The following is a 13,708-nucleotide window of genomic DNA, read 5'->3' on the forward strand; positions in this document are numbered from 1 at the left end:
GTGTACCCCGAAGGGCCTTACCGCTCGACTTGCATGTGTTAAGCACGCCGCCAGCGTTCGTCCTGAGCCAGGATCAAACTCTCCGTTGAAGACTCTCGAAACACCCGAAGGTGAATCAGAAATATCTAACTAGAGTCCGAAAACCTAGCAAAACAATCGCCAGCCGGAAATTAGCTGACTTAAATGTCCAGCCCTCCACACGGGGGGTGAAGAGCCGGAACCAAATGTAAATATTTGGCACTGACATTCATCGACACACTATTGAGTTCTCAAAGAACACACGCACACCCATCCGCGCCGGACTCATCCGGTGCTTCTGAGAGGCAACTTTTCCAGCCTAACCGGCCTCTCTCGCAGAGTCAAGTCTGCTCGATTGTCCTGGTCCTTGCGGGCCGTCAGGCGCTCCTCGTACTACCTCGTGTCCCGGTCCTCGCCCAGCCTCTCGGCTTGGCGTCTCGGCTCCGGGTCGGTGTCCGTGTCGCTCTGACGTTGAATAAGTTACGCGGCGGGGAACGCGGCGTCAAATCCGCACTACACGGATGTAATTCCGCAGGTCAGGGGCTTGCGATCGAGCCGAAAACGGGCTTGGGCCACACGAATGTGACCCAAGACACCAAGATCAACTTGCGGTGGCCCGCCTGACGCCCGCGATATTGCGCTTGCCTCTGCGCACCACCAGCCAGCGTCCGTGCAGGTAGTCGCCCTCGCCGGGGGTCCATTCGAGGTCGGAGATCTTCTGGTTGTTGACCGAAGCGCCGCCCTCGTTCACCGCGCGACGGGCCGCGCCGCGGCTTTCCGACAGGCCGGTGGCGACCAGCAGGTCGACGATCGTGTCCGGCTGACCGGGCCCGACCTCGGCCACCGCACCGTCGATCGCGGCTTCCTGCAGCGCGGAGGAGAGCGTCGCCTCGTCCAGCTCGCGCAGCTCACCGCGACCGAAGAGGGCCTGGCTCGCCAGCTGGACCGCGCGGGTGTGCTCCTCGCCGTGCACCAGGTCCGTCATCTCGGCGGCCAGCCTGCGCTGGGCTTCCCGCGCGTGCGGACGTTCCTCGGTCGCCTGCTCCAGCTCGGCCAGTTCCTCTCGGCTGAGGAAGGTGAACCAGCGCAGGTACCGGACGACGTCGGCGTCGGCGGTGTTGACGAAGTACTGGTACCAGGCGTACGGGCTGGTCATCTCCGGATCCAGCCAGAGGCTGCCGCCGCCGGTGGACTTGCCGAACTTCTTGCCGTCGGCCGAGGTCACCAGCGGCACGGTGAGCGCGTGCACCGACTCGCCGTCCACCCGGCGGTTGAGTTCGACGCCCGCGATGATGTTGCCCCACTGATCCGACCCACCGACCTGCAACCGGCACCCGTGGGAGCGCCGCAGCTGCAAGTAGTCGTTGGCCTGCAGCAGCATGTAGCTGAACTCGGTGTACGAGATGCCCTCGCCGTCGAGGCGGCGCTTGATGGTGTCGCGGGCCAGCATGACGTTGACCGAGAAGTGCTTGCCGATATCGCGCAGGAAGTCGACGGCGGTCAGCTGTCGGGTCCAGTCCATGTTGTTGGCGATGATCGCGCCGGTGGGCGAGTCGTCCAGGTCGACGAACCGCTCCAGCTGCGACCGGATCCGCTGCGCCCACTCGGCGACCGTGTCGGTCGAGTTCATGGCGCGTTCGCCGACGTCGCGCGGGTCGCCGATCAGGCCGGTCGCGCCACCGGCGAGGACGATCGGCCGGTGTCCGGCGCGCTGGAAACGCTTCAGCGCCAGCAGGGGGACCAGGTGTCCGGCGTGCAGGCTGGCCGCGGTCGGGTCGAAACCGGCATACAGCGTCAGCGGCCCGTCGGCCAGCGCAGCGCGCAGGGCGTCGAGGTCGGTGGACTGCGCGATCAGTCCGCGCCAGGTCAGTTCGTCGATGATGTCGCCGCTCACGCCGTCCCATCTTTCCGCACCGCTGTCCTGCGCCGATGCGCAGGTACCGGGGGCGATTCTCCTGGAGGTGCCAACGCCGGGCCAGGGAATTCCCGCGGCATGGGTCCCGTGCCGCGTGCCGGATCGGAATCAGCCCGACCGTCTGCACAACTGCCCACACGAGATCCCGTCATCTGCGGTTCCGCCCACGGAACAAAGTGTGGCCAGATCGTCGAGCACCGACGCGACGGATCGAGCACACACGCCTGCACTGCGGCCGAAGTCCGTGCCGACCGCCACGTTGGAATCGCCGCGATCTATTCGCCCAACTTCCCAGACGGGACCCCCACCTGCCGCCCACGGAAACTAGACGTGCTCAGAACATCGAGCAGATCGAGCCCGCACACCTGCACTGCGGCAAGCGTCCATACCGACCGCCACATCGGAAATCGCCGCGACCTGTTCGCCCACCAGGCAAGATCTCCTCATCTGTCGTTCCGGCCGCGCTGGAACAACCCGGGCCTGCGCAGGATCCGGTCCGAGGCGGCCTTTGTCGGCGTTTTCGACGCCCGCTGCCCCCAGCACGCGAGGCCATCGAGACGCCGCGCCGCATGCGGAGAAGCCGACTTCATCGGGTCGCCGAGGCACCGACAAGTCGAGCCCGCACGCCTGCGGCGAGCTCGCGGGCATGCTGAGCGGGCGAGAACCGCCACCGCCTTTCGCTCGGTCGTCCAGGCGAGGCCGCACACGCGGCGGACCCGGCGATCGGCAGGACGCACCTGCCGATCACCGGGTGGATGTCGAATCGCTCAGCGGGACAAGCGATCCCGCAGCGCGACGAGACCGTCTCGGCGCTGCGAGGCGAGCCAGGCGAACACCGCGGCCAGCACCAGCGGGAAGACGGAGTAGGAGGGGGCGTCGAGGACGAAGGCCTGGGTGGCCGCCGCGAAGACCATGGTGATCGACAGTCCGGCCGCTGCAGCGCCCGCGAGCCGCCCGATCAGCAGGCCGATACCGCCCGCCACCTCGACCAGGCCGGTGAAGTACATGAACCAGTCACCGAAGCCGATGGCGTCGAAGATCCGCACGGCGTCCTCCTGGCCGACGAACTTCGGAATTCCCGAGGCGATGACCATGAACAGGCCGAGCAGGACCTGCAGCGTCCACAGGATGCGATTGCGGATCGCGCCGGGACGGGTGGCGGTGGCCCGGACGGGGGCGGTGGTGGCGGTCATGTCCGTGTCCTTCGGTTCGGTCGCACCGGGCGCGGCGCGTTCTTCCTATATGACGGCGGACACGCGCCTAATTCATCGCACTGCCGCGACTGTTTCGCCGAACACGCCCACCCGCGCCGGGAACGACGGCGGGGGCGGCGGCGAGTGGCGCACGCGGACTCCGCCGGTACGCCGAGACCGCGGGCGAGGACGGCAACCAGAACCGCCACGGCCGATCGGCGGCCGTGCTGACGCCGACGCGCGGGCCGCTGGCGATCTGGGCGGCATCGATGGCGCCGTCCAGCTCCAGCCGGATCGGCGAGGCCGGATCGAACAGCGGCGTACCGTAGTCGGCCAGGGTGATGCCGAGGACGGTCCCCAGGTTCCCGGGGCCCCGGCCGAGATCGGTGTCGGAGCGCGCCGCGGGACGACGCGCACGCGCGACCTCCAGGCCGTCGATCACCTCACCGGCCCGGACAAGCACTGCGCTGGCCGTGCCGTCGGGTCCGCTGGTCACATTGATGCAGGTGTGCGTGCCGTAGCTGAGATACACGTACAGGACGCCTGCGGGACCGAACATCACCGCGTTGCGCGCGGTCCGTCCGCGTCCGGAGTGCGAGGCCGGGTCCGGCCACGGCCCCGCCGGGTCGCCGCCGTACGCCTCGGCCTCGACGATCCGGACGGCCACCGGCCCCGACCGCAGCGTCGCGCCGAGCAGGCGACGAGCGGCGGCGGGCGGTTCGACCACGAGATCATCGAAAGACACGCGGCCATTCTCCCCGGCCGCGCCGACGACCGCTCGACCGCCGCCCACCGCTCCCGCCCGAGACTGTGATCAACCCGGCCTCGAGTGCACGGTGCCGCAACGTCCGCGGGCGCCATTGGGCGCAGCGCCCCGCCGACCATTCAACCCACGCCCAGGTCCCCATCACGCCAGCGCGGAACCGACCATCAATTGGACGCCAAGCTGTCCAGTCAACTCATGGCCCGAGCGCCACCGACCCAGCGCCCGGCAGCCACCGGCGCCCCAGCTCCCACCGACACAGCACCCTGCAACCACCAGCGCCCCGGCACCCGCCGATCCTCAACCCAAAGCTGGAGCGACCCTCATCGACTCGACGCCGAGGCGACCACCAACCCAGCGACTACCAATCCAGCGCCGACGTCTCCATGGACAGTCCCTTCAACTTCCCCGGGTTGACCTGGAAGCGCAGGTTCTCGATACGGCCGTCCACCAGGTCGTAGGTGAACGCCGCGACCGGGGCCTCGCCGATGCGGGCGAGAGCGCCGACTTCGCCGTTGATGTGGGCGAGTTCGAGCACGATGCCCGCCGACTCGGGCTTGGCCAGCACGCCGAGGATCCAGCGGGCGACGTGATCGGGCCCGTGCAGCGGACGCCGGGCCGCGGTGACCACGCCGCCGCCGTCGGACCAGCACGTCACCTCGGGGGCGAGCAGGTCCATCAGCGCGTTCAGGTCGCCGCCCGCGCAGGCCGCCATGAACCGCTCGGTGACCCGCGCGCGTTCGGCGGTGTCGGTGTCGAAGCGCGGGCGGCGGGACTGCACGTGGTCGCGGGCGCGGTGCGCGATCTGCCGGATGGTGGCCTGCGGCCGGTCCAGGGTGTCGGCGATCTCGGCGTGGCTGTAGCCGAACACCTCGCGCAGCAGGAACACCGCCCGCTCGACCGGGGTGAGCGTTTCCAGTACCACCAGCATCGCGGTGGAGACGGTGTCGGCCAGCTCGGCGTCCTCCGCGGAATCGGGTGTGGTGAGCAGGGGTTCGGGTAGCCAGGGCCCCACATAGGTCTCGCGGGTGGCCCTGGCCGAGGTGAGCCGGTTCAGCGACAGGTTGGTGACGGTGCGCACCAGGTAGGACTTGGGATGACGCACCGCGGCCCGATCGGCGTCGTTCCACTTCAGCCAGGCGTCCTGCAGGACGTCCTCCGCGTCGGTGACGGTGCCCAGCATCCGGTAGGCGGTGGCGAACAGCAGCCGCCGGTGTTCGGCGAACGGATCGGATTCCGGGATCTCGGGCATCAGTCCATGCTCCTCGGTGACAGACCGAGTCGGCAAACCATCAGTCACCGACGCGGGTGGCGCGGCCACCGCGCGAAAGCTGCACCGAAACGGTCATCCTCTTGCTGAGCCGGAAGGCCTTCGGGGGCGTGCCGCTGACGGTCTCCTTGTAGAACGCCGCGGCGCGTCCGGTGAGGTGGAACCGGCCCGGGGTGTCGTCGGCACGGGTGAACTGGATGACCCCGTCGCGGCGGCCGAGGCTGACCGGCTGGTGGAAGTAGCCGAAGCGGAACGGGCGAATCTTCTTGCCGCGCAGCTCTTTCGCGATCGTGTCGGCGGTGTGGGCCGCCGTGGGCAGGCCGCTCTGACAGGTGCCGTGGATCGTGCCCCAGGGTTGACGCACCGCCGCGGCGTCGCCGATGGCGCGAATAGTCGGATGCGAGACCGACTTCAGCGTCCGATCGACGACGATCAGCCCGCGCTCGTCGGTCGCGATGCCCGCCCGCGCGGCCAGCGGAGGGACGCGGACACCTGCGGTCCACAGCGTCAGATCGGCGGGAATTAATGTGCCGTCGGCCAATTCGACGGTGTCGGGCAGTACCTTGGTGACCGCGTTGCCGACGCTTCGGGTGATGCGGAGCCGGTCCAGCGCACGGTGCAGATAGGCGCGCGCCCGCTCGCCCATCATCGCGCCGGGCTCGCCGGTGCTGATCAGGGTGACGCGCAGACCGGGGTGCTGTTCGGCGATCTCGGCGGCCGCCTCGATACCGGTGAGCCCGCCACCGCACACCGCGACCGCACCGTGCTGGGCGGCTACCTCTGCGAGACGTCCGGCGAACCGGTGCGCGGCGCGCGGATCGTTCAGGGTCCAGGCGTGCTCGGCGACGCCGGGCACCCGCTCGGTGTCGGTGGCGCTGCCGAGGGCGTAGACGAGTTCGTCGTAGGGCAGCACACGATGGTCGTCGACGGTGACCAGTTGCGCCTCGGGGTCGACGGAAGTGGCCCAGCCACAGATGAATTCGACGCCGGTGCCCGAAAGGATCTCGGGGATTCGGTGGTCGGCCAGCTCCTGCCCCGCGGCGATCTGGTGCATGCGCAGCCGCTCGGTGAACCGCGCGGACGGATTGACCAAGGTGATGCGCACAGGCAGGCGGCGGGTGCGCCGAGCCAGCCGCACGGCGGCCAGCATGCCCGCGTAGCCCGCGCCGAGGATGACGATGCGGTGTTCGGTGTTCATGGCGATTGCTCCGATCACTGGTTGGTGACGACCATGGGACAGACGACCCGCGCCGAACGTGACAGAGAGAGATGTGAGCCGCGTCACGCCGTGCCGTTCGGGTCGTCAGGGCGGGCCCAGGGTCGAAATAGGGGCCGTCCCGGATGTGGCCACCACCGCGAAATTCCCTACTGTCAGTGCATGTCTTCGGTTTCCCGTCCGCGCCGGTTGCGGCGGCTCTTCCTCGTTCTCGTATCGCTCGTCGCGGTGCTGCTCGCCGCGGTGAGCGGCTGCGTCGGCTGGGTTTACGTCGACGCGGCGGTCTCCACCGTCGGTCGCGCGGAGTTTCGCAACGAACTGTCCGTGCCGCCGCTGGCCGAGTCCCGCATCGAACCCGACGGGACGCGCCTGTTCGAGCTCGACATGCGCACCGGCAGCAGGGAATTCCGGCCGGGACAGGTGACGCCGACCTGGGGTTTCAACGGCGATTACCTCGGACCCACACTGCGCGCCCAGCGCGGTGAACAGGTCAGGGTCCGCGTCCGTAACGATCTGCCAGAGGCGTCGACGGTGCACTGGCACGGCATGCATCTCCCGGCGGCGATGGACGGCGGCCCGCACCAGATGGTCGAAGCGGGAGCGACGTGGACGCCCGAATGGACGGTGGATCAGCCGGCCGCGACGCTCTGGTACCACCCGCATCCGCACGGCGAGACGGAGGACCACGTGCGCCGCGGGCTGGCCGGGATGTTCCTACTCGATGACGAGCTGACCGAAACCCTCTCGCTACCAAGGAATTACGGCGTCGACGATCTCCCGGTCATCGTGCAGGACGTGACTTTTCGCGGCGCCGCCTTCGACGGCACGCACAGTATGTTCCGCGATGTCGGTTTCCTCGGCGAGCAGACTATGGTCAACGGCACGCTGACCCCCTATCGCGAGGTCGGCGACGAACTGATCCGGCTGCGGCTGCTCAACGCCTCCACCGCGCGCGTCTACACCTTCGGCTTCGACGACGCACGCGAGTTCGCTCTCGTCGGCACGGACGGCGGCCTGCTCGACCGCCCTGCCACCCTGCACCAGCTGCCGCTCTCGCCCGGCGAGCGCGCGGAGATCGTGGTGCGGATGCGTGCGGGCGAGCGAACCGTGTTGCGCAGCAACAGGTTGTCCGCCGGTCTCGACTTCTGGACCCAGCGCTTCAGCGGCGGCGACGACACCTTCGACCTATTGCAACTGCGCGCGGCCGCGACCCTTCGCCCCTCCCCCGCGCTGCCCGCCGCACTCGCGCCCTCGACCACTCCGGACGGCGCAGGCTCGATGACGGAGCGGCGCTTCGAGCTCGACCTGAGCGGCATCAACGGAGCGCCGATGGCGATGGACCGCATCGATTTCGCCGTCACCCGCGGCACCATGGAGACCTGGATCGTGCACAACCGCGACGGCATGCCGCACAACTTCCACATCCACGACGTGCAGTTCCGTGTGCTCGCGGTCGGCGAGAGCGCACCACCGCCGCACCTGTCCGGTCCCAAGGACACCGTCTTCCTCGCACCGAACGACACGGTGCGCCTGGCGGTGCGCTTCGACGGACCCGCCGATCCGGACACGCCGTACATGTATCACTGCCACCTGCTCTGGCACGAGGACCTCGGCATGATGGGCCAGTTCGTCGTCGTGGAGCCCGGCGGCACGGCCGGGCGGCCGACGCACCGCCACGGGCATTGACACGCCGCCTCTTGTCGCGCGAGGCACGACGCGGTAAATTCATCACGTAGTGAATTCAACACTCGATGAATTGAGGCCGTCATGTCTCATCCGCCGTCGTCCGCCGCGATCGAGATCCGGAATCTGACCGTCCAGCGCGGCAAACGCGAAGTCCTGCACGATATTTCGCTGACCATCCCGCACGGCTCGATCACCGGGCTACTCGGACCGTCCGGCTGCGGCAAGACCACCCTGATGCGCAGCATCGTCGGCACTCAGATCGTGGCGTCCGGCGAGATCACCGCGCTCGGCCTGCCCGCGGGTGCGGCCGAGCTGCGCGGGCGCATCGGCTACGTCACCCAGGCGCCGAGCATCTACCCCGATATCAGCGTGCGCGACAACGTCGCCTACTACGCGGCGCTGTACGGGCGCGACCGGGACGACACCGATATCGCCATCGCCGCGGTCGGCCTGCTCGACCACGCGGGACAGCGCGGCGACGAACTCTCCGGCGGCCAGCAGACCAGGGCGTCGCTGGCCTGCGCGCTGGTCGCGCAGCCGGACCTGCTCGTCCTCGACGAACCGACCGTCGGGCTCGACCCGGTCCTGCGGGTCGACCTGTGGAAGCAGTTCCACGAACTGGCCGCCAACGGAACGACACTGCTGGTCTCCAGCCACGTCATGGACGAGGCCGAGCACTGCGACCAGCTGCTGCTCATGCGCGAGGGGAACGTGCTCGCCCAGCTCAGCCCGGACGAGCTGCGCGAACAGACCGCCGAGCAGAACCTCGAGAAGGCCTTCCTCACCCTCATCACGATGGGACAAGTCGCATGACCACCACCGCCCTGCACCCGAGCGCGCGCCGGTGGACGCTGCGCCCCTACACGGCGACCACCACCCGCATCCTGCGCCAGCTGCGCAACGACCACCGCACCGTCGCCATGATCCTGGTGGTTCCCGCGCTGCTCATGACGCTGCTGTATTTCATCTACGCCGAGGCGCCGACCGCGCCGCACCAACCGCTGACCTTGTTCGACCGGGTCGGCATCAGCATGCTCGGCATTCTGCCGTTCATCGTGATGTTCCTGATCACCGCGATCGCCATGCAGCGCGAACGCACCTCGGGCACCCTCGAACGGCTGCTGACCACACCGCTGACCAAACTGGATCTGCTCGGCGGCTACGGCACCGCGTTCTCGCTGGCCGCGGCCGCGCAGGCGACCGTCGCCTGCCTGGTGTCGTTCGGGCTCCTCGACCTCGAGGCCGCGGGCAATCCGGCATGGGTGGTGCTGATCGCGGTCGTCGACGCCATCTGCGGCGTCGCGCTCGGCCTGTTGGCAAGCGCCTTCGCGCGCACCGAGTTCCAGGCGGTGCAGTTCATGCCGTTGGTCGTCGCGCCGCAGATCTTCCTGTGCGGCTTGCTCGTTCCGCGCGACCAGCTGCCCGGATGGCTGCAGCCGATCAGCGATTTGATGCCGCTGAGCTACGCGGTCGATGCGCTGCAACAGGTTTCGGCCTATCCGGAGGCGACCGCACAGATGTGGCGCGACGTCGCCATCGTCGCCGCCTTCGCCATCGTCTCGCTGGCGCTCGGCGCGGCGACCCTACGGCGGCGGACCGCATGAGCACCGGCGAACGCGCGGCGGCGCATCGCATCGCCGCGGCCTCGAAGCCCCATGCCACGGAAAGGGCTACGGCGCAACGACATTCGGGTCCGGAACACATCGACGCGGCCGGTGTCGCCGAACGGCAAGGTCGTTCAGGACGGCGACCGGGCAGATCCGGCGCGCGAGAGGCGATCCTCGCCGCCGCCCGCGCCCGATTCTCCGAGGCCGGTTTCGACAAGACCTCGATCCGTGCCGTCGCGGCCGACGCGGGCGTGGACCCGGCGCTGGTGCACCACTATTTCGGCAGCAAACAGCAGTTGTTCGCGGCGGTGGTCGAGTTTCCTGTGGACCCTGAGGCGACCCTGCGCGCCATCAGAACAGCGCCGCTAGACCAACTCGGCGCGACGATACTCGCCGCGGTGGTCGGTGTGTGGGACTCTCCCGCCGGGCCCGGCATCGTCGCAATGGTGCGTAGCATCCTCACCGGCGGCGACCCCGCCCTGGCCCGGACATTCTTGCTGGAAGTGGTGGTCGAGCGGGTCCGTCAGCGCATCGCCACCCCGGAGGACGACGGACGCGCCAGGGTCTCGCTGGTCACCTCGCAGATGATGGGCGTGCTGGTGGCCCGCAAGATCATCGGCGTCGAACCGATGGCGTCGATGCCGATCCCGGAACTCGTCGCCGCCGTCGGCCCGACCCTGCAGCGCTACCTGACCGGCGACATCGGCACGGCCGCAAGCGAATCCGGCACGATCCCCGACGCGCACTGACCTGTCGCACGCACTCGCGCGCCGACCCGCGTCGTGCATTCGAGCGCTGCGCCATGCAGTCGAGCGTCGCCTCGCGCCGTGCGTTCGGAAGTCGCCTCGCGCCGTACGCTCGAGCAGTCGACGTGCGCCGTACGTTCAGGCGGTGAATGCCTCGTGCTCGGCGTCGGTGACGTCGCGCGCCTCATCGATCAGCAGCACGGGAATGCCGTTCTCGATCGGGTACGCGCGGCGCAGGCGCGGGTTGTAGAGCAGCGCGGCGCCCGCGGCGTCGCGGACCAGCAGCAGCGGGCCCTTGTCCTGCGGGCAGGCGAGCAGGCTCAGCAGGGTGGCATCCAACGCGGTTTCCTCCGGCATGATCGTGAACCTACCCGACCGTGCCGTCGCTCTCGACGACCGGGCGACGGCGGAACGAGATGTGCCGGTGCCCGAAGAAACTCGCCACGGCGACCAGGCCCATCACGACCACAGCGGACGCCTGCGCGGGCAGATGCAGCACCGTGACGGCCAGATAGAGCAGCGCCGTATTCAGCGCGAGACCGCCGGAGTTCACCGCGACGAAACCCGCGAAATCGCGCAGCACGTGGCCGCGCACCCGGAACACCAGGGTGCGATGCAGCACGAACGCGACGGTGATTCCGAGGGCGTAGGCCAGCGGCACCGCGGCCAGCGGCGCCCAGCCCGCGTCGGGCAGCACGGTCAGCCAGGCCACCGTCAGCGCCATGCCGAAGACCGTGTTGAACGCGCCGATCAGCGCGAAAGCGACCTCTTGCCTGCGCACCAGCCGCAGCAGCAATCCGGACGCGGGCGCCACCTCGGTGGCAGCGTTCGCACGCTGGCCCGTGGTCACGCCCCCACCTCACCGCGCGCGCTCACGAGATCACGTCCGCGAGTTCGCGCTCCGGTTCGCCCGCGGGCCGCTCCTCGACGCCGGCCTCGTCGTCGCGCCGCCGGGACCGCAGGTACATCCACTGCAACACGCCGAGACCGGCGAGCCCGGCCGCCATGGCGGCGATGCCGATCTTCCAGCCCGGCGGACGCCAGGTCAGCACCAATTCGGCGTCCCGGGCGCCCGCGGGGACGTCGACGGCGACGAACGACTTGGCGACGGTGGTGATCGGAACCTGCTCGCCGTTCAAGGTCACCCGGTACCCCGGCCAGCCGAGGCGGGCGAAGACGACGCGTCCGCCCTGCTCGGAAGTCACCCGCACGCGGCTGGTGGTGTCGGTCTCCGAGATCGAGGTGGCGGTGACGTTCTTCGCGTCCGAGACCCGGCCGTTCACCGTGGAGACCGGCCCGCCGACCCGCTCCAGCACGGCGATGTAGCGCTCGTGCCCCGGGTAGTCCACCCACTTCCAGCCTTCGGGCGCGGCCTGCTCGCGCGCGTCGGGGAACAGCGCGCGCTGCAACACCACCCGGTCGAGCTTCATCAGGTCGACCAGCGGACGTCCGGTGCTCTGCTCCGGCGCGAACATCCTGCGGTAGGCGTCCGGGCAGACGCTGCTGTCCCAGCGCATACACAACAGCTCACCGAAGTAGAAGTGGCCGGTGGGCGTGTACCCGTTGACGTACTTCAGTTCCAGCGTCCTGGCGTAGTTGCCGAAGACCAGCGAACCGTAGGCGGCGTCGATGTCCCGGTCGGCGGGCTGCAACAGGCCGCGCTCGCCGAGCTGGAGGGTGGTGCCGGTGAAGTCGGGGAACTTCGCCATCGCTTCCGCGCGGTCGGCGGGCAGGTTCCACGGCATCGGCGTCGGCTGCGCGGCGCTCACCTGGAAGTAGGCGATCGGGAACATGGCGAGGATGGTCAGCGCGGCCGCGGCGGCGATGCCGCGGTCGCGGGCGAGCCACACCACTCCGGCGCCCACCGCCGCGATGCCGAGCGCCGCGACCACGTGCCAGAGCGCGTGATGCGGGTCGGCCGAGAAGGACCGCACCCACAGCGCCAGGATCAGCACACCGGCCGCGATGCCGCGGTTCTTCCAGTTCTGGAATGTGCCGTAGCGGCCGAGCAGCACGCACACCAGCACCAGCAGGCCGATGGCCAGCATCGGCAGCACCCGCACCGGCCAGCGCAGCGGACCGATCGAGCCGGGCCCCGCGGTCCACATCAGCATGATGACGGCGAACAGCGCGACGCCGCTGAGCTCGCGCCACGACTCGCGCGCCCGCTTCCAGTCGATGAACGCCAGCGCGGGGATCAGGAACCAGGCGATGTAGGTCAGCGGCATCGGCTGCACGTAGCCCCACCAGGAGGTGAAGGCGGGCAGCGAACTGGGCAGGCTGGCGTTGAGCGACTCCGACCACGGCACGGTCAGGAACTGATCGTTGTTGATCTGCGCCGTGCCGCGCCAGGTCACCTTGGCCGAGAGCATGCTGGGCAGGAAGGTCAGCAGACCGGCCAGGCCCGCGAACGCCGAGACGACCGTCAGCCGCGCGACGGGCTGCCACTTGCGTTGGTACACAAGCTCGCCGACCGCCACCGCGAGCAGCATCAGCGCGGCCTCGACGGCCGGGAAGATGTATTGGGTGGAGATCGTCAGATACAAGAAGACGAAGACCGGAATCGGGCCGCCCGTGATGATGCGGCGACGCGAGCCGGGCGCGTCACTCGCGCCGGGTCCGCGGGTGTAGTGCACCGCCGACGCCCACGCGTGCACCATCCAGGCGGTGCCGGTGAGCGCGGTCATCCAGCTGGCCTGATCGAAGAACAGGAAGAAGCCCGAGAGCGGGAAAGCCACGCCGGCCACCGCCGACCAGGCCGGGCGCGCGCCGTAGACGAGGCAGATCCGGTAGACACCCGTCGCGGCGATGATGGAGAAGATCAGCTTGACGACGGTCGCGTACAGCGCGACGTTGTCCACCGAGGGCGCGATCAGATCGATCAGCAGCTGCGGCGGATTGAACAGGCCCGCATCGTCCATCGTGTTGTTGCCCGACATCCACTGCTCCGGCACCATCACCGGGAACTGGCCGTCGCGCAGGGCCCTGCCGAGGCCGATCCACAGCGCGGTGTACTGCGATTCGGTGTCATCGGTGAAGTAGTGCCGGACGTTGGCCAGCAGCACCGCCGCGTACCCCGCGATCACCCCGATCACGGTGATGGCGCCCCACCGGTATACGTCCCGTCGCGAGTGCGGCCGCGAGTCGAGTACTGCACTGTCGGTCACGAGTTCCAAACCCTACAGCCCACCGCAGCGCTTGGCATCGGCCGCCGAGGTGTTGATGATGGTCTGATGATCAGCACCGGAAGGCCCTCTACGCGTCATGCTAGAGTTCACCGCGGCTCGGGCTCCG

At 69.0% G+C, this 13,708-nt stretch carries 12 protein-coding genes and 1 rRNA gene; 4 read left to right on the forward strand and 9 right to left on the reverse strand.

The annotated features are described in order from the left end of the window. The 6 genes from AB0H50_RS14525 to AB0H50_RS14550 all read right to left on the reverse strand — a co-directional run. Nucleotides 1-89 (reverse strand): 16S ribosomal RNA (locus AB0H50_RS14525); the annotation flags it as partial. A 530-nt stretch (nt 90-619) separates the two neighbouring features. After that, nucleotides 620-1,912 (reverse strand): tyrosine--tRNA ligase, encoded by a 1,293-nt coding sequence (tyrS, locus tag AB0H50_RS14530; protein WP_357451594.1) that lies wholly within the window; start codon nt 1,910-1,912, stop codon nt 620-622. 788 nt (nt 1,913-2,700) lie between these two features. Beyond that, on the reverse strand, nt 2,701-3,126 hold the full coding sequence (locus tag AB0H50_RS14535; protein ID WP_357451597.1) for a DoxX family protein: 426 nt from the start codon (nt 3,124-3,126) through the stop codon (nt 2,701-2,703). 67 nt (nt 3,127-3,193) lie between these two features. Beyond that, complete coding sequence (locus AB0H50_RS14540; protein WP_357451600.1) at nt 3,194-3,871, reverse strand: DNA-3-methyladenine glycosylase; 678 nt, start codon at nt 3,869-3,871, stop codon at nt 3,194-3,196. Nucleotides 3,872-4,250: 379 nt separating this feature from the next. Beyond that, nucleotides 4,251-5,141, reverse strand: a complete 891-nt coding sequence (locus AB0H50_RS14545; RefSeq protein WP_357451603.1) for an RNA polymerase sigma-70 factor — start codon at nt 5,139-5,141, stop codon at nt 4,251-4,253. 40 nt (nt 5,142-5,181) lie between these two features. Further along, nucleotides 5,182-6,357, reverse strand: a complete 1,176-nt coding sequence (locus tag AB0H50_RS14550) for an FAD-dependent oxidoreductase (RefSeq protein ID WP_357451606.1) — start codon at nt 6,355-6,357, stop codon at nt 5,182-5,184. A 180-nt stretch (nt 6,358-6,537) separates the two neighbouring features. On the opposite strand from AB0H50_RS14550, the gene AB0H50_RS14555 reads away from it, so the two are divergent. From AB0H50_RS14555 to AB0H50_RS14570, 4 genes are all read left to right on the forward strand, one after another. Then, complete coding sequence (locus AB0H50_RS14555; protein ID WP_357451609.1) at nt 6,538-8,061, forward strand: multicopper oxidase domain-containing protein; 1,524 nt, start codon at nt 6,538-6,540, stop codon at nt 8,059-8,061. Nucleotides 8,062-8,142: 81 nt separating this feature from the next. Continuing rightward, complete coding sequence (locus AB0H50_RS14560) at nt 8,143-8,874, forward strand: ABC transporter ATP-binding protein (RefSeq protein WP_357451612.1); 732 nt, start codon at nt 8,143-8,145, stop codon at nt 8,872-8,874. After that, complete coding sequence (locus tag AB0H50_RS14565) at nt 8,871-9,665, forward strand: ABC transporter permease (protein WP_357451615.1); 795 nt, start codon at nt 8,871-8,873, stop codon at nt 9,663-9,665. Before AB0H50_RS14560 ends, AB0H50_RS14565 begins: the two co-directional genes overlap by 4 nt. Further along, complete coding sequence (locus AB0H50_RS14570; RefSeq protein WP_357451618.1) at nt 9,662-10,417, forward strand: TetR family transcriptional regulator; 756 nt, start codon at nt 9,662-9,664, stop codon at nt 10,415-10,417. The genes AB0H50_RS14565 and AB0H50_RS14570 overlap by 4 nt, the downstream gene beginning before the upstream one ends. 135 nt (nt 10,418-10,552) lie before the next feature. Here the strand turns inward: AB0H50_RS14570 and AB0H50_RS14575 are convergent, their stop codons facing one another. The 3 genes from AB0H50_RS14575 to AB0H50_RS14585 are packed head-to-tail and all read right to left on the reverse strand — an operon-like array spanning nt 10,553 to nt 13,581. Then, nucleotides 10,553-10,771 (reverse strand): Trm112 family protein, encoded by a 219-nt coding sequence (locus AB0H50_RS14575; protein WP_357410849.1) that lies wholly within the window; start codon nt 10,769-10,771, stop codon nt 10,553-10,555. Between the two features lie 10 nt (nt 10,772-10,781). After that, a complete protein-coding gene (locus AB0H50_RS14580) occupies nt 10,782-11,264 on the reverse strand; it encodes a GtrA family protein (RefSeq protein ID WP_357451621.1) in 483 nt (160 codons plus the stop codon). A gap of 22 nt (nt 11,265-11,286) precedes the next feature. Next, the gene (locus AB0H50_RS14585; RefSeq protein ID WP_357451624.1) at nt 11,287-13,581 is read right to left on the reverse strand and encodes a hypothetical protein; all 2,295 of its coding nucleotides are present in this window, start codon (nt 13,579-13,581) and stop codon (nt 11,287-11,289) included. Nucleotides 13,582-13,708 lie beyond the last annotated feature (127 nt).

The sequence above is a fragment of the Nocardia sp. NPDC050793 genome (assembly GCF_040654065.1).
Lineage (GTDB): Bacteria > Actinomycetota > Actinomycetes > Mycobacteriales > Mycobacteriaceae > Nocardia.